At 37.0% G+C, this 15,920-nt stretch carries 13 protein-coding genes; 3 read left to right on the forward strand and 10 right to left on the reverse strand.

The annotated features are described in order from the left end of the window. Nucleotides 1-29 precede the first annotated feature (29 nt). Nucleotides 30-1,247 (forward strand): MFS transporter, encoded by a 1,218-nt coding sequence (locus AC1TO6_RS15725; protein WP_482102566.1) that lies wholly within the window; start codon nucleotides 30-32, stop codon nucleotides 1,245-1,247. Between the two features lie 1,170 nt (nucleotides 1,248-2,417). On the opposite strand, the gene AC1TO6_RS15730 is transcribed toward AC1TO6_RS15725, so the two are convergent. From AC1TO6_RS15730 to AC1TO6_RS15760, 7 genes are all read right to left on the reverse strand, one after another. Continuing rightward, nucleotides 2,418-2,540 carry a hypothetical protein gene (locus tag AC1TO6_RS15730; RefSeq protein WP_482102567.1) on the reverse strand — a complete coding sequence of 41 codons (123 nt, stop codon included), beginning with the start codon at nucleotides 2,538-2,540 and terminating at the stop codon, nucleotides 2,418-2,420. A 1,149-nt stretch (nucleotides 2,541-3,689) separates the two neighbouring features. Next, nucleotides 3,690-4,421: a hypothetical protein gene (locus tag AC1TO6_RS15735; RefSeq protein ID WP_482102568.1), complete on the reverse strand. Its 732-nt coding sequence runs from the start codon at nucleotides 4,419-4,421 to the stop codon at nucleotides 3,690-3,692. A 500-nt stretch (nucleotides 4,422-4,921) separates the two neighbouring features. Continuing rightward, the gene (gene fni, locus AC1TO6_RS15740; protein ID WP_482102569.1) at nucleotides 4,922-5,956 is read right to left on the reverse strand and encodes a type 2 isopentenyl-diphosphate Delta-isomerase; all 1,035 of its coding nucleotides are present in this window, start codon (nucleotides 5,954-5,956) and stop codon (nucleotides 4,922-4,924) included. A gap of 562 nt (nucleotides 5,957-6,518) precedes the next feature. Then, the gene (locus AC1TO6_RS15745) at nucleotides 6,519-6,953 is read right to left on the reverse strand and encodes a GNAT family N-acetyltransferase (RefSeq protein WP_482102570.1); all 435 of its coding nucleotides are present in this window, start codon (nucleotides 6,951-6,953) and stop codon (nucleotides 6,519-6,521) included. Between the two features lie 165 nt (nucleotides 6,954-7,118). After that, complete coding sequence (locus AC1TO6_RS15750) at nucleotides 7,119-7,277, reverse strand: hypothetical protein (protein ID WP_482102571.1); 159 nt, start codon at nucleotides 7,275-7,277, stop codon at nucleotides 7,119-7,121. A gap of 154 nt (nucleotides 7,278-7,431) precedes the next feature. Continuing rightward, nucleotides 7,432-8,097, reverse strand: coding sequence for an HAD family hydrolase (locus AC1TO6_RS15755; RefSeq protein WP_482102602.1), 666 nt, complete (start codon nucleotides 8,095-8,097; stop codon nucleotides 7,432-7,434). 169 nt (nucleotides 8,098-8,266) lie between these two features. Next, nucleotides 8,267-9,568 carry a CitMHS family transporter gene (locus tag AC1TO6_RS15760; RefSeq protein ID WP_482102572.1) on the reverse strand — a complete coding sequence of 434 codons (1,302 nt, stop codon included), beginning with the start codon at nucleotides 9,566-9,568 and terminating at the stop codon, nucleotides 8,267-8,269. A gap of 243 nt (nucleotides 9,569-9,811) precedes the next feature. Here AC1TO6_RS15760 and AC1TO6_RS15765 point away from each other — a divergent pair, with 243 nt between their 5' ends. Together AC1TO6_RS15765 and AC1TO6_RS15770 are read left to right on the forward strand one after the other, a co-directional pair. Continuing rightward, nucleotides 9,812-11,083, forward strand: a complete 1,272-nt coding sequence (locus AC1TO6_RS15765; protein ID WP_482102573.1) for a glycoside hydrolase family 18 protein — start codon at nucleotides 9,812-9,814, stop codon at nucleotides 11,081-11,083. A 456-nt stretch (nucleotides 11,084-11,539) separates the two neighbouring features. Beyond that, complete coding sequence (locus tag AC1TO6_RS15770; RefSeq protein WP_482102574.1) at nucleotides 11,540-12,133, forward strand: nucleotidyltransferase family protein; 594 nt, start codon at nucleotides 11,540-11,542, stop codon at nucleotides 12,131-12,133. Between the two features lie 35 nt (nucleotides 12,134-12,168). On the opposite strand, the gene AC1TO6_RS15775 is transcribed toward AC1TO6_RS15770, so the two are convergent. The 3 genes from AC1TO6_RS15775 to AC1TO6_RS15785 form a co-directional block, all read right to left on the reverse strand. Then, nucleotides 12,169-12,969, reverse strand: coding sequence for a DUF4097 family beta strand repeat-containing protein (locus AC1TO6_RS15775; RefSeq protein ID WP_482102575.1), 801 nt, complete (start codon nucleotides 12,967-12,969; stop codon nucleotides 12,169-12,171). Nucleotides 12,970-12,996: 27 nt separating this feature from the next. Next, on the reverse strand, nucleotides 12,997-13,701 hold the full coding sequence (locus AC1TO6_RS15780; RefSeq protein ID WP_482102576.1) for an EcsC family protein: 705 nt from the start codon (nucleotides 13,699-13,701) through the stop codon (nucleotides 12,997-12,999). A gap of 239 nt (nucleotides 13,702-13,940) precedes the next feature. Further along, nucleotides 13,941-15,752 (reverse strand): choline/carnitine O-acyltransferase, encoded by a 1,812-nt coding sequence (locus tag AC1TO6_RS15785; RefSeq protein WP_482102577.1) that lies wholly within the window; start codon nucleotides 15,750-15,752, stop codon nucleotides 13,941-13,943. Nucleotides 15,753-15,920 lie beyond the last annotated feature (168 nt).

Here is a 15,920-nt window from a genome sequence, read left to right on the forward strand (position 1 = left end):
GACTATCAATAGGAGAACGGGGATAGTGTATGTGGAAAAATCGAAATATTTGGATTATTTTAACAGGAGAAATGATTGCTGGTTTAGGATTATGGACGGGGATTATCGGTAATCTTGAGTTTATGCAAGAAAAAATTCCTTCTGATTTTGTTAAAGCCTTAATTATGTCGATTGGTCTACTCGCTGGAATTATTGCAGGACCACTTGCTGGTAAAGTTATTGACCAGTCGAGGAAAAAAACTGTACTTCTCATATCAGGAGCAGGCCGTTTACTCAGTGTAATCTTTATGCTCATCGCGATTTCAACTGGATCTGTTTGGTGGATGGTTGCATTCATGATTAGTATTCAACTATCTGCTACTTTCTACTTTCCTGCACTGCAGGCGACCATTCCACTTGTTGTTAAAGATGATGATTTACTCTCTATGAATGGCTGGCATATGAACGTTGCAACGATTTCTCGAGTTCTTGGAACCGCTTTAGCGGGTTTAATGCTTGTCTATTGGTCACTCGCATCGCTTTATTGGATATCGATGATAGCCTATGGAGGGCTTCTATTATTCACTATGATGCTTCGGATCGATGAAGGGAAGGGAACAGAGGCCGAGGTTAAATCGATGGGGAACAAAGGTGGATTCATGGAAGTATTTCCTGTGTTGAAAGCATACCCCGCGGTTGGAATGACGCTCATAATGACGTTGATTCCATTGCTTTTTCTCGGATCATTTAATTTAATCGTTATTAACATTAGTGAAATACAGGAATCTTCATCTATTAAAGGACTAATTTATACATTTGAAGGTATAGCATTCATGGTCGGAACGGTTGCTGTTAAATACATATCGAACAAATGGCGAACGACGACAATCCTATTTTCCTTCGCATCCTTGGTAGCGGTAGCGGAATTCATGCTTTATTTTACAGAGAGCTTGGTTATTGTATTAAGTGCTTTTGCAGTACTAGGATTCGCTCTAGGTTGTTTTTTCCCAACAGCAATGGTCATTTTTCAAAAACAAATGCCAAAAGAGTACCATGGTCGATTTTTCTCATTCCGTAATATGTTGGAACGGGTTATGTTCCAGGTAGTTTTACTGACAGCGGGCGCGTTCCTAGATATTATTGGATTGCAGTCAATGGTGATTGTTTTCGGAGTTATTAGCTTAAGTTTGACGGGAATATTCTTTATCCAGATGAAAAAAAGAAATATCATATTAGAACAGCCCCAAAAAACCGCAAAAAGTATGTAACTAACTTTTTGCGGTTTTTTTCTGTTTTATATAGAGGTTAGTAATACAATGAAGCCGATTTAGATGAAATAACTTTATATATGTCTGAATTCGGATTAGAAACAACCTAAGGTCAAGATGGTCGTAATTCAATTGCTTAAAAAAGTGGAAATAAGGTCATTACAAATTTTAGTTGAAGAATGGCTTTATTGCTAAAAGCTAAAACCGGACACGAGGTTATTAATTTATTGTATTTGAATAAGTGAACAACAGAGCTAATCATTTTATAGGATCAAACACGATTGTAAGTATTACTGGAATTATTAATACACAAATCAATATATCTATATTTTTAGAGGTTTTTCATCATTTACAAGAAACGCTAATATTAATAAATAATACACTATTTTTCGTTTTATCTCACTGATTCAAGTATACTTACATAATGATACGCAACTTCCGATAATTTATATTATGTAAACTAAAATATTTTTAAATGAAAAGAGGTCTGTTCTTAGCCCTCTTTTTTGTAAGAAGACAAATAACTAACTAATTCACGAATGTTCATGGCGAGAATAATTTTGATCAACCTTTTTACTTTGCCTTCATTTCCGGTTGATCAAGCTATCCTCAATTCATATACAGTTATTTCGCAAATGGTTTCTCGTTCAAATTCATCTATGCTATAACATTCTGAACAACAATCGATCCATATTCCAACTGCATCCATTGCCGATACAACATAAAGTCGAAAACGGATTGTTGCTGCTTAAGTGGCGTTTTTTGTACCTTTGCGCTATTTCTTTTGATAAAAGCCATTTAAGAAGCTTTTTTAGAATGCTGAGCTCCCCTTCTGAATCCTAAATAGTCTACACAAAATCACAATTATTAATACAAAAAAGTACATCACTAGGAACAGTGATGTACTAAGAAAAATACTTGATAAACCAATTTATATAGGAGGTTTTTATATATATGAATCGTTTAAGTAGGAACTATTTTCTGAAGATATAATAAGTTGCTAGTTTACCTTCACAGTGGATAGTCCACTCTTTGGGTGTTTACCCTACATAATAAATCTACGCAAAAGCGTTAAGAAGAAACTAATTCAAATTATTTCGAGCAAAATGAAATTCGACTATAAATAAAAAGCTCAAGCTCTTATCCATCTACGGTAAACAAAGAAAGTTCTCAAACATAATACGAAAGATATTTGTTACCTTTCATATTCTTATAAACTTCTTTTGCTTCTTTTTCCGTGTCGAATTCAAACATTTTAATTCTAACTTCTGCGTATAGGGTAATAATCCACATATATACTGCCTCCCAATTATTTAAGCAAGACCATAAGCAAGCTCAATATTTTTCTTTTAATAATTTGCATTAACAAAAGGTGATGATTCTATCTCACAGACACACCCAACTCTTACACTAGAGAGGATTTGCAACATAAATAAAAGGCTTAGATTGGAATTGATAAATCTTTTGTTTTAATCAGATAGATTGGTTATCCAGCTTGAAAATGGATAACTTTTTTCTTCTCACTACAAAGTAAGCAATTGAAAACAATCTTTTTTTTGTACCTCATTCGCAAATTTCAACGATGCATGTTCATCCCGATATGTCCATAAATGCCTTATAATCGGGACAGGATTTTAGGTTTTATTCATGCTGTGTAAACCTCTGACGTCGTTATAGAACTTATTTAATCACCCCCTTTCAGTTAACAATTGTTACACTTATCCATTACTGTAATTAAGAGTATAACACTATGTTTTCCGAAGATACAGCGTAATCTGAAATTAAGTGATCGTAAAGGTGAAATGTCAATCAAGAAGCTCACTACTCAAATTATTGTTTTTTCACTGCAATAAAATTATCTATTGAAAAACAATAATACCTAACAATATTACATATATTGTGAAATAGAACTCCTTTTATGCATCTCAAGTTATTCCAATATGTCCCTAGTGTTTATTTCCAATCGTTATTTTTTCTGCTATCAAACTACAGTGTTGTATATCAAAGATTTTGTTAACTTATAATAGCTTCAGTGCCTTTATTATAATCTGTTTATTCAATTATACATCATCAATTGGAAATTAGGAGGAAAAGTTATATGTGGACTTAAAAAATCATTGATACAGTGAGAGGTTCGTTTGAAGTATTTGTGAAAGGAACTGGTGAACCTATTTGTGTAGCACACTTATAAAGTGCCTACAATAATAATTGAAATACGTTTGCCAATCCATTTGCTCCTAACCTAGTGAATACTGATATTCATCAATGCAAGCAATATTATAATTAGTGTTCAAACACATGATTTGAGTAGGTAATATTATAGCTAGTCCCCTACAAGGGATCGGCACCGGGATAAATAAAATCCATGCTTGATTTAATAGCTCAAGCATGGATTTTTAATGTTTTAATGACAAAGACGCTGCACGTAAATGAATGCGAAATTCAAACCATTTTAATAATATAGTGTAGATATTTACGAACTTGAGTGATTCGTTCAGTCAATGAAGCCGCTACAATCATGAGGAATTGCTCACTCTCCTCCGTTTTATATAATTTGCGAACAGTTCTTCTTTCATCGGGCCAAAATCCAACCAACAAATTTGTTTCTTCCATTTCGCGTGCAATATCGTATAAATAGCCATTAGATGGAGACCAGCCAAACAAACTATTCAATTGCTCCTGAACCTCAGCCATATAAAAAAAATTTCGATCTAAGCTAAATCGTAGTGTCATAAATCGAACAACATCTTTGACGGATAACAGCTTTGATATAAAAGGTCTAAAGTCTTCGTGTAATGGCTCAACTTCTATTTGCGGTGGCTGGCCATTTTTGGTTAGAAAATAATAGAATCGATCTATAACAATAGATACTTCCCTAAACCTATGCGCATAAATTGTTTTGTATTCTTGAAGACGTTCTTTTCCTTTGTCAGTAATTTGAAAGAACTTTTTACGACCTTCTGTTTGAGATCGAAGAAAGCCGTTTCTCTCTAACGTGTTAGCAGTACGTGCAACGTACTCATATGAAACTGAACGTCCTGGGAAATCCAAGTTAAATTGTTCATAGAGAGCTCTTGAATAATTTTTCCGATTAAAGAGACTCCTTAATAAAAACATAGATAGAGTATCTCCAACGCTAAAACCGACTGCTTGTTGAAACGAAGGTATCTTCATACTGAACACTCCTAATATTTTTAATAATCATACACCTCGCTAGTTCATATATCAAGGTATATATGCGTTGCAATATGTACCACCTTCCCCCTATTCCTTCCATTATGTAAACTGTGTCTTGACACTCACTTGAATACTTGTTCGGGAATACATAATAATATTAGAGTAAACTAGTTGCGAGCTATATGTTTATATATGCACTAGCGAGGTTCATTGTAAACGGAATATATACATGGTTAGCAATTTTACTAAAACTCACAGAAATTCCGCTAATCAAAATAATAGACTTTAAAACTAATTGGGGAATTGCAATTAAAAGTTATAGGAAAAGTGCTGTTTTACAGTTATAGACTTTGGTTATGGTAAATAAAAATGGGACACGTTCGGGATTCTGTCTGATAAATTAAATTAATAGCCGACTTACTAAAAAACTTGATAAATCAAAACCCACACCCTGCTTTATTTAAGCTGGGTGTGGGTTTTATTTAAATATATTAACGTTAAAATACTTGATAATTGACCCGATTTGTCTTTTTTAACTCGCTGAGTGAAGCCACTCCTATGCCGAACATCGCCATTCGAAGTTCCAATTCTCTTGTTTCCATCGCGACCAGTACTTCCTCTGCAGACGAAGTTGCCTCTTTTAGAATTGATCTGCCGAAACCAACGATATCCGCTCCAATCGCAATGGCTTTTGCCCCTTCCACACCAGTGTGTATTCCGCCACTAGCGATTATCGGTTGCTTTCCAATAATGCCCCTTACTGAAGTGATACATTCAACTGTCGGGATTCCCCAGTCACTGAACGCCTCAGCGGCTAATTTTTTCACAGGAGATGTTGAACGGAACTTTTCAACTTGACTCCATGACGTACCTCCAGCTCCTGCCACATCTATAAAGGAAACACCTACATCACATAATTTTTTAGCTGTGGCATGATCGATGCCCCACCCGACTTCCTTCACGCCGATCGGAACATCCAACTCACCGCATAATCTTTCTATTTTCTCTAATAGATGTTTGAAATTCGTATTCCCTTCTGGTTGAATCACTTCCTGAATACTATTTAAATGAAGGACAAGTGCATTTGCCCCTGTTATATCAATGATACGGAGACATTCATCTACGCCAAAACCGTAGTTCAATTGAACAGCTCCTAAATTAGCAATTATTGGAATGCTTGGAGCAAATTTACGTACCTGAAAAGAAGCTCGATGTTCCGCACTTTCAATCAGTGCGCGTGTCGAACCTAAAGCCAATCCCCAACCTCTTTCTTCCGCTGCTTCCGCGAGGTTTTGATTGATTGTTTCGGCAAATGCGGCCCCGCCAGTCATTGAACTGATTAAGAATGGTGTTTTGCAGTCATGTCCTAAAAACTTCGTACCAATGGATATTTCACTGAAATTGATTTCGGGTAATGCATTATGTATGAATTTCACCTTTTCGAAGCCGGTTGTGACAGTGTCACCCGTTACATTCTCATTCAAAGTGATTTGAATATGCTCTGATTTTCTTTGGTTGATTGGTTCAGTCAATTTGGAAACACACGCCTCTCATGTTGGTATTAATGATAACGCATTAGTCCTTTTAATAGAAGTCACCGTCCTGCCGTGGTGTAGCTCCCTTACTCACTTTAAGCCATGCACATACACCAATAAACAACAAATTAGTTGTCAGGGTTGAAGTTCAAACGTATAATGAGGATATAGATTGATTACAATAAAAAAGATTGATCGATGTTGTCGCATCGATCAATCAATGCAATAGAAGGTTCCCACCAAGGGGATCAGCACCTACAGAGTGGAATTAACCCAACCCTACGAGCCTCTAACTCAAGGATGGGTTATTTTTTATGGTTAAATGCAAGTATCATTACGACAAATGTTGCAAAAGTAATTGCAAACATTAACGATTCGAATACTGACATTGGCACCACCCCCTTTCGTGCGGGAGTGAGCCGACCACCCTTGAGTCACCTATTCTATTACTCTTGTATTATACCATACATGCGTTCTTGGAATAACGCGTATTTCATAATGAAATAACTCATCCACATTTATCAGAGTAAGTTGATTTATTTTCAATTATTCATATTTATCAGAGCGACTTTTTAAATACATAACTCACCTTGTCATAATCCATCTTCTCTTCATAAAAACGATGTGCATCCATACGCTGCAAGCCTGATGATAACGCGACACTTTCATAGCCATTTCCCTTTGCCCATTCATGGACATAGGTAAGCAGTTTTTCTCCGTGGCCGCTTGAACGCTTAGTTGTGTCCGTTATCAAGTCACAAACCCATACAAATCTGCCATAATAGAGTGTAATCATTGGTTTGAAACCAATTACTGCTACGATTTCTCCTTCAATATGTAATGCAACCAGTTGGTAGTGGTCTTTTTCTTGTGCTTCAAGAACCAATTCCAAGTAGGTAACTTCATCCAAATGTGTTCGTAATTGTTTCATAATCGGATATGCTTCCAAAATTTCATCACGTAATTGAAGTTTCTTAATCGTTAAATCATTCATCACCGCAACTCCTTTTTCATAAATATACCATACGTTTCAAAAAGGCATGATAAAATTGTATGCTATGCTTATTCAGATTAAATACTTGATTTCATTAAAAAAGACTTCCCTTATTGTAAAGGAAGTCTCTCATTGTATTGAAAAATCGCTGAACAATTTGTTGAATTATCTATCTCTGCAGTTTTTACAAACCTTAATGAGTTCTTTTGCTTCTGTTTTATGATTGTACAATAACTTAATGCGATTTCGGTCACACAACGGACAGTCTCCTCTTCCTTTTGAAGGGAGCTTTTTTAATGCTTTTCCTCGGTTTCTTTTCGCCATGACCATCCACCCCCAGAGTGAAAAATCTTCTTTCTCTTTATCTAATGTTGGTCTCGGAAAATGGCATGGGTATTTCACTAAATTCTTTCTCAAAATCTATTCTTAGCAATTCGCTTTCACAACGAGGAAGTCCGTTAATTGCCTTAGTCCGTCATTAATGGGCATAATTTTCTACCAGCAGATTTATTTCCATTAAATCATTGACGATGAAGTCTGCATCAACATCTTCCCACTCTGAATCCTTCTTCCAAACCCCTAGCATTCCTAAATCTTTTGATGCTTTCACATCATTTTCCGGATGATCCCCGACAAAAATACATTCGTTTGGAGAAACAGAAAGTTGCTCTAGCGCTTTCTTGAATATTCGAAGATCTGGTTTTTTTATGCCTTCTTTTTCGGATATTAAAATTGTCTTAAAATACTTTTCAATACCCAGGGCCATTATATTATCCATCTGGAATTGCTCTTTCCCATTACTAATAATCCCCATGACAATCGATTGATTTGCAAGAGAGGCTAACATTTCATGGAGGTTAGGAAATGGAACGCAATACTCTTTAAAATGATTCACATAGTCTTGTAGGAGTTGTCCCCAGGTTAGCCCCGTTATATTAAATTCCGCAACCATTTGTTGATAAACTTTATCTTTCCAAACGTATCCCCTTCGATCTAACTCAATAAACCTTAAAACATACTTCTCTTTTTGAATATGTCCGACCCACTCATATAAACGTTCGTATTGTGCATTTATGAACTTTTCTACAGATGCATCACGATTTAATAAAGTACCATCCAAGTCAAAGAGTACTGCTTTTATCATTTTAACTTTCAATTCCCTTCTACTTTCCAATATGAATACGGATTATATTTATCATTTTAATTATACAAGACTTGAAAGTTTTCTAGTCTGCCTACAAAAAATAGTACACCACCTGTAAGAAGTGATGTACCATTTGTTTTCATTAACTACCTCAATCCATATCCACAATTTATAATGAAATGGCTCCTGTTAAAACCGCCGTAATGGTCATAATTATGGTTGTTCCAAAAGCCCATTTAAACAGGAACTTTTGATGTTCTCCAAATCCGACCCCTACCAAACCAATAAGAATGAACGTAGCAGGAACTAAAGGAGATAATGGGAATCCTGCTGTTGAATGGCCTAATAAGGCAGCTCGTCCGATTTCAACAGGATCTATGCCAAATCCAGCCGCGGTTTCACTAAGGATGGGAAGAATTCCAAAGTAATAGGCGTCAGGTGAAAAGACAAACCCCATAGGGATACTGGTAAGTGCAACTAAAATAGGCATATGTGATCCGAGCCAGTCAGGAATAACGGAAACCAATGTCGCCGCCATCTCATCCATCATGTGTGTTCCTGTAAATACACCTGTAAAAATACCAGCTGCAAAAACCATCGTGCTAATCATGACAAAGCTATTTGCATGGCTTAAAATCTGTTCTTGTTGCTTTTGGGCACTAGGGAAGTTAACAAATAATGCGATTGCAAATGCCACAGCGAATAAAATTGCGATTGGCAATACATCCATTACGAGTAGAACCATAAGAACAATCGTCAAAAGTAAGTTAAACCAATATATTTTAGTGACTCCTTTATTTACTATAGATGTAGCCGCTAGCTCTGGAATAGCGTTAAAAGAATCATCTAATTTAATAACTCCTAATCTCTCCCTCTCTTTTCTACCAAGTAAATAGGCAGAAAACAGTGTCCACAAAATCCCTGAAATCATAACGGGAATCAGTGGTATAAACAAATCAGAAACCTCCACTTGAAGACTAGCCGCAGCTCTAACTAAAGGACCTCCCCATGGAATGATGTTCATTACACCTGCTCCTAAACCGACCACACATGCTAATATTAGACGATTCATGCCTAACCTCTTGTATAGCGGTAACATTGCCGAAACAGTAACCATAAATGTTGAAGAACCATCTCCATCCAAACCGACTACTATTGTAATAATAGCAGTGGCTAAAACGACTTTTAATGGGTCACCTTTTACTAAACGTAGAATCCGGTTAATCATAGGGTCAAACAAACCAACATCAATCATCAATCCAAAATATAGAATAGCAAAAACAATCATGACCGCGGTAGGTGTAACTTTAATAATACCCGCCATCATCATTTCACCCATGTCAGCGTAAAATCCACCGATTACGGCAAAAGCTACAGCTACAAAAATGAAAGCTACAACTACTGACAGACGCTTAGTAATAACTAAGATAAGAAAGGTAGTAATCATACAAAATCCCAAAAACGACAACATCTCAAAAATCTCCTTTTTCTGTGCTGACTAAAAACACACATTATAGTAAACTGTTACAATTATTACATTACTTTAATTAATATAATATGTTTAGTCAAGTCGAACTTTGCAGAAAACTCTCGAATTTCCAATTATGCTAATTAATTTACTACTAGAAATGTATAGATGTTAATCATTTAAATGATTATATCTCCTTGTCATTTTGAATAACATGTAAGATATGAATGCTAAGGAGTGAGCTATATGCAAATCCATGTGGTACGCCCAGGGGAAACGTTATGGTTAATCGCCCAGCGGTACGGCGTCACAGTAAGCCAAATTGTAACGGCTAACAAATTGGAGAATCCAAGTAAATTAGTAAGCGGTCTAGCCCTTGTCATTCCCACAGCATCACGTACACATACAGTTGAGCCTGGTCAGAACTTATCCGAAATTGCACATCGCTACGGTACAACTGTAGAAGATATCGTACAAGCGAATCAAATACAAAACCCGAATATGATTTTATCGAGTACACGTATAACCATTCCCGTCCATAAACCAGTTATAGACGTAAATGCTTATACCATCAATACTGGAGAAACCGGAGCGAGGGAAATTCAAGAAGTTGGTCGGTATTTATCGTACTGGATGCCTTTTGTCTACACGATACGTGAAGATGGCGGACTAAATTCAATTGACGATACTGAAATGCTTCGATCCGCCGCTGCCGAGAAAATCGTTCCTGTGATAGTTATCACGAATTTCAGTGCCACGGCTGCCGGATCTGCTCTTGCACATACAGTCCTAGTAAGTACTGATATCCAAGATGTTTTATTAACCAATATTTTAAACGTCATGAAAGAAAAAGGGTATCAAGGTTTAAACATTGATTTTGAAAATGTGTTTCCGGCAGACCGTGAGTTATATAACCAGTTTTTGCAGCGGGCGGTTGATCGCTTGCATCCCGAAGGCTATTCCGTCTCAACGGCCCTTGCCCCGAAAATTAGTGGTGAACAGAAAGGATTATTATATGAAGCACATGATTATGCAGCACACGGAAGAATTGTTGATTTCACTGTGTTGATGACTTATGAATGGGGTTATCGATTAGGTCCGCCACAAGCTATTTCACCCTTGAACGAAATAAAAAAAGTGCTGGATTACGCCGTTACCGTGATACCAAGAAATAAAATTTTATTTGGTTTTCAAATCTACGCACGAGACTGGCTACTTCCCTACGAGGAAGGACAAGAGGCAGAAACCTTCAGTCAACAGGAAGCCATTCGCCGAGCACTACAGTATGGAGCGTCCATTCAATATGACTTGATAGCTCAGTCCCCTTTTTACCGATACACTGATGCGGAGGGGCGTATTCACGAAGTCTGGTTCGAAGATGCCCGCAGTGCACAAGCTAAGTTTGATATGGTTAAAGACTATAATTTACGCGGGATTAGTTACTGGGTTCTTGGTTATCCATTTCCGCAAAACTGGTTACTACTGGAAGACAACTTTACAATTAGGAAAAGAAGCTAGTGCTGAATAGCTAAAGTAGTTGTCAGAACAATGACGGGATGACCCATCTGAGCCGATAACTCATGGATGGGTTATTTTTTATGCTTAAATGCCGCTATTACACTGACTGAACAATTTACAGCATTCAGTACCGCTTTAAACGATGCAACAGGTCATACAAACGATTTGGCAAGACACTTCTAGTTGGCGCAAGCAAACCTTCCACTAAGGCAGCATCAGCGTCACAGATGTCGAATCAGGTGTAAGGAGCTGTGTTGACGCAACCTCTTCATCTCATTCAATCGTTGAACAACTGTTTTTGCGGGAATGTCACTAACGAATAGAAGGTTGACTAGATGGCGATAGTTGATAAAAGGAAATTAAGTGAGAGTATGTGGCTAATCAAACAGATGATTGAAACTGGATTTACACTTACTTGGTAGTGGAAATGATCGCAGTGAGATGGAGGGAAAAGGTATGAAGATTGTAGGCATTTACCTTGCAGCTGGAAGCAGCAGCCGTATGGGAAGCGATAAATTGGCTCTGCCTGTCGGGACAATGACAGTAGGTAGCTTGGGGCTTGAATCAGCTTTGAAGTCGCCGCTCGATGAAATCTATGTCATTACAAAAGACACGGATGATGCAAATTGGTTGCCCGCAGAAATGAAGTCGGATCCTAGATGTACAATTATACAATGTTCCACGGCTCATGAAGGCCAATCTGAATCATTGAGATGTGGGATTCAACTGGCCCAAGCTAATCACGCGGATGCCGCCCTCATCATGCTGGCGGACCAACCCTTCATTACCGTCCAAATGATTAAAGAAATGATTACGTGTATGAAGAACAACCCGACATGCAGGTTCGTCGCCACCGCATTTGAACAATCAATAACGCCGCCTGTTCTTTTCTCGTCAGTTATTTACAATGACCTTTTAACACAACGTGGGGACAAAGGAGCGAAAGCGATATTACATGGGGATTTTCTTCGAAAAGGAAAACTATTGCCTTGCATTGATAAGAGGCTTGTATTCGATGTTGATACAAAAGATGATTATCAAAAACGCTAAATAATAGAAAAAACGAAATGATAGAATGTCTCCTATCATTTCGTAACAGTTACTCCCCCATTATCCGTTCTTAATATAATCAAATTTTCACCCTTACCAAACTTAGTATGTTTGTTATCATATCCAAAAACATCGATTCTTCCGTTATCCGTTTTCACATCAATCGTAGCATTCGTCGGTTCTTTCTCGGATTGAATTTCGATTCTGCCGTTATCTGTCGTCAACTCAATCGAACAATCCAAATCGTCAGTGACAAGTATAATTCTTCCGTTGTCTGTTTGCCCTTGAATCTTGCCCTCGACCGATTCAAGGAGAATTTTACCGTTATCCGTTTCAACATCGGTTGTAGAAGTCTCTACGTTTATTAGTTCTATCGTGCCGTTATCTGTTTCCAACACTATTTCTTCCGCTTGGATATTTTCCACATTGATCCGTCCGTTATCGCTTTCCGCTTGGATTTTGTTATATTGTTTTTGCGGTACTTCTACTAACAACTTTAAGTCGTTGTTAAAAAATCCGAAGCTAAAGAAACTTCGTCGCTTTTCTTTAAATTGAATAGACAGTGTGTCTCCGTTTATATCCGCCTTGAATACATATTTCGATTTTTTCTTTGTTTCACCTATATATTCTACTGTTGTTGCCGAATCATTGGTCGGTACGATTTCCACCGATGCGTTGCCGGCCGTAATTTCAATATTCGTGAACGAGGAATCATCCACTACTATTTTTCGGGCATTATTTCCTGTTGAATCTCCTAATGTAATCACCAACGATATCCCACCTATAATAAGTAACACGAGCACTAAAACGATGAACAATTTATTTTTGAAAAACATCTACTATTACCCCACCTTTCAAAAGGATTATAATAAGCGTATCCGATATGAATTCATTGCCGTTTCCCCAAGTTGGTCAAGTAGATTATAGTTAGCGAACGCACCGACAATTGCCCCGAAGCCAGGGATTAATTGAAACATCTTCACTAAATCGATGTGATCCCGATACTCTTGTTGAAAGTCCTTCCAGTCCATGTCCGCAATTAGGTGTTTCTCAACCTCCCAATTTTCTATGATAATCAAGGTTTCTCTCCGTTTTTCTTCACTTGAAAAAGCGAGTTGGAAGACATGCAAGAGAAACAAACGCTCTTCGTAATTATCCGTGTCAAAACCGTAAACGCTAGCAGCTTCAAACAAAAACTTCATTTTAATTGATAATAGAAGTGGAAAGTCAACAAGTCCAAGCATAATGCCGCCCGCCCCTGTTCCGGCTCCTTCAATAACAGCCGTTTTTCTAAAAATCGAGAGTTTTTCCTTAAATAACTTATCGCGTTCAAATAAACTTAATACGGTTGTTTGTGGTTTTTTCGTCGTCATATTTGAACCGAAGAGCGTTGCTTTTACCATGTTTTTAATACTCTCTGTCATTACTGTATGAAACTTCTCCGGAATCAAACCATTTATCTTGTTCTGTGCGGTCTTGGATGTACGACTAATAAAACCTGACCTTCGAGTCATTTTTTGCTTCCAAAAATCAATTTCCTCTTGAACCTCCATCGCATAATCAACCATTTTTCCCCTCCTTCTGTATTTTTCAATTATTCAACTCATGTTATCAAGTATAGTCGAATGAACAGTTTATTGAATAGACTTTTGACGTAAACCTGTCTAAGTCTTCGGAAGTAGCTGGGCTTTCCTAATCAACAGCCACAAAATGATAAATGTAATACCTTTATGTGGGAAGATTAACGGTATAAAAATAACGCCAATCCGGACATCTGGATTGGCGTTATTCTGGTTTGAAAGGTTAATTAATCTGCATTTGTTTCTTCATGATCCACACCATTTTGCGCAATATGTCTTAATTCATTTAATGCTACTACTAAATTATCGGTTAGCATCTTTGCACTTTCTTTTTCCGAAGAATTACATGAGATGTTGATGGAAATGGTTTTGGCTAATAAAATATAGGCTAATCCATATCCTCTCTCAACGACTGGTCCAAAAATCCGATATTTAACATTGTCGTATGCCATGCCACTTGTTGAAATAAAATCATGCCTCATCGTCAAATAACCTATGTCGTTAAAAACTTCCGGCAGTTCTGTTAATCCTAGGTTTGCTCCATTTAAATAATACATTTGTTCAAGGCCAAACATATGCCTTTCAACACCTAATCCTTTTCGACATTCTATGATTCGGTTTGAATGGGCTGCACCCGCTTTTTTCATTAAAGAATATAGGATTTCATTACTTTTTTCACCCGCTTCAAGCGCAGTCACCAATTTCAGTTTTTCCATACTTGTAGCTCTTGCGCATTCTGTCCTTCCCTCATGAAAGACACGTACTGCAACCGGTTCATAAACGCTCCTCAGTATACCGAAGGTTCTATATTGCGCAATTTGCAACGCCATATGGAAAAAGGCATCGGGACTTATATTCAATTTCTTTATTTCATCTGAACCAAATTTTTCAAAGGTTTCCGAATTTACATGAAACTCTTTTCTGGTTTGAATGTTATCATTTTGAAACTTCGTTAAGGTTCCTTGAAGTTCCTCTGAAATTTCCCACTCCATTTTTTCTGCTTCGGTCTTCTCTTTGGTGTAAATAACTTCGGTGTCTTCTTTGCAGAGCCCGGCATTTACATGGCTAATAACCGCAAATATCGTAGTCCCGTCTACAGCAGAATGTTCAATACTGTATCCTAACTCTCCATTTTTAGTAATGACAATTTGAATTGTCTTATCAAAATATTTGTTAGTACCATCTAACATCATATTTTCGATTGCTTCTTTGGAATCATCACTTTCTTCATCAACTGAGATGACTATAAGCGAATCTGCAATGGTCCGAAGGTTATCAGCATTTACATTTGACACAATGAGTTGTTCGTATGCCTTTGCAGCCTGGTCTCTCTCAGCAGTCGTAAATATACCAATATTTTCACCATCGCCGTTCTCATTCGAAAATGCCCTTTCGATTGCCTTTGTGATTTCATTACTTTGATAAATAACCCCTTCGTTATTCGATACATTTACTTTATAAAAATTTTTCTTGTATAAAATAACGACATGATTATTCTTTTTATCAAATTCAGCAACTTTGTATTCGTCTATTTTTAATCTAGGAATACGGACAGATCGGAAGAACTTCTTATATTGACTCATATCTAGGGGGATTTCATTAATCGATACTGGCCCTACTTCTCCATCAATAATTCTATGGTAGAGCTCAGTAATCAAATAACCAATTTTCCCAATCAAATCCGCCGTTGTGTAGTCTTCTCTATACTTTTTATTATCCAATAAAACATTAAAGTTCATACCAGTTGACAAAGAACCTCTATATTTTAAATAGGATGCATTCCAAAATGGTTTAAGCCAACTTCCTTCTATGCTTTTATTCCATTCATATAACTTTCCTTGCAGTTTTTCAGCTTCTCCATTACCCTCAAAAAATCGAGTGATTACTTTCGTCGTTTCATGAAATTGCTCTTCGCTTACTAGGGGCTCAATCCATTCGAGAAGCTTATCTTTCGTGTCATTCAATTGCGGAATGGGTAAGGATGGTAATTTATTTTGGATATCATATGTATTATTTATAATAATTAGTCCCTTCTTCACCCATAAACTTAATGTCTGTGGGCTGTCTTACTTGCGATAGATTGTGAGTAGTGTCCTCGTTCTTTTCTAATACATCTTAGGGTATTATTTTGTCGTTCAATCTCAAATAGAGGGAAGTTTGAGCATTGTTAATCTTTTCTCTCATAGACAAATGAACCTGTCTTTTTA

It is taken from the genome of Sporosarcina sp. Y352 (assembly GCF_056786535.1).

Excerpts from the sequence above, each read along its gene's own strand:
- AC1TO6_RS15760 (WP_482102572.1), bottom strand. The coding sequence starts at position 9,568 with ATGTTGTCGTTTTTGGGATTTTGTATGATTACTACCTTTCTTATCTTA.
- AC1TO6_RS15735 (WP_482102568.1), bottom strand. The coding sequence starts at position 4,421 with ATGAAGATACCTTCGTTTCAACAAGCAGTCGGTTTTAGCGTTGGAGAT.
- AC1TO6_RS15750 (WP_482102571.1), bottom strand. The coding sequence starts at position 7,277 with ATGGCGAAAAGAAACCGAGGAAAAGCATTAAAAAAGCTCCCTTCAAAA.
- AC1TO6_RS15730 (WP_482102567.1), bottom strand. The coding sequence starts at position 2,540 with ATGTGGATTATTACCCTATACGCAGAAGTTAGAATTAAAATGTTTGAA.
- AC1TO6_RS15780 (WP_482102576.1), bottom strand. The coding sequence starts at position 13,701 with ATGGTTGATTATGCGATGGAGGTTCAAGAGGAAATTGATTTTTGGAAG.
- AC1TO6_RS15775 (WP_482102575.1), bottom strand. The coding sequence starts at position 12,969 with ATGTTTTTCAAAAATAAATTGTTCATCGTTTTAGTGCTCGTGTTACTT.
- AC1TO6_RS15745 (WP_482102570.1), bottom strand. The coding sequence starts at position 6,953 with ATGAATGATTTAACGATTAAGAAACTTCAATTACGTGATGAAATTTTG.
- AC1TO6_RS15765 (WP_482102573.1), top strand. The coding sequence starts at position 9,812 with ATGCAAATCCATGTGGTACGCCCAGGGGAAACGTTATGGTTAATCGCC.
- AC1TO6_RS15770 (WP_482102574.1), top strand. The coding sequence starts at position 11,540 with ATGAAGATTGTAGGCATTTACCTTGCAGCTGGAAGCAGCAGCCGTATG.
- AC1TO6_RS15755 (WP_482102602.1), bottom strand. The coding sequence starts at position 8,097 with ATGATAAAAGCAGTACTCTTTGACTTGGATGGTACTTTATTAAATCGT.
- AC1TO6_RS15725 (WP_482102566.1), top strand. The coding sequence starts at position 30 with ATGTGGAAAAATCGAAATATTTGGATTATTTTAACAGGAGAAATGATT.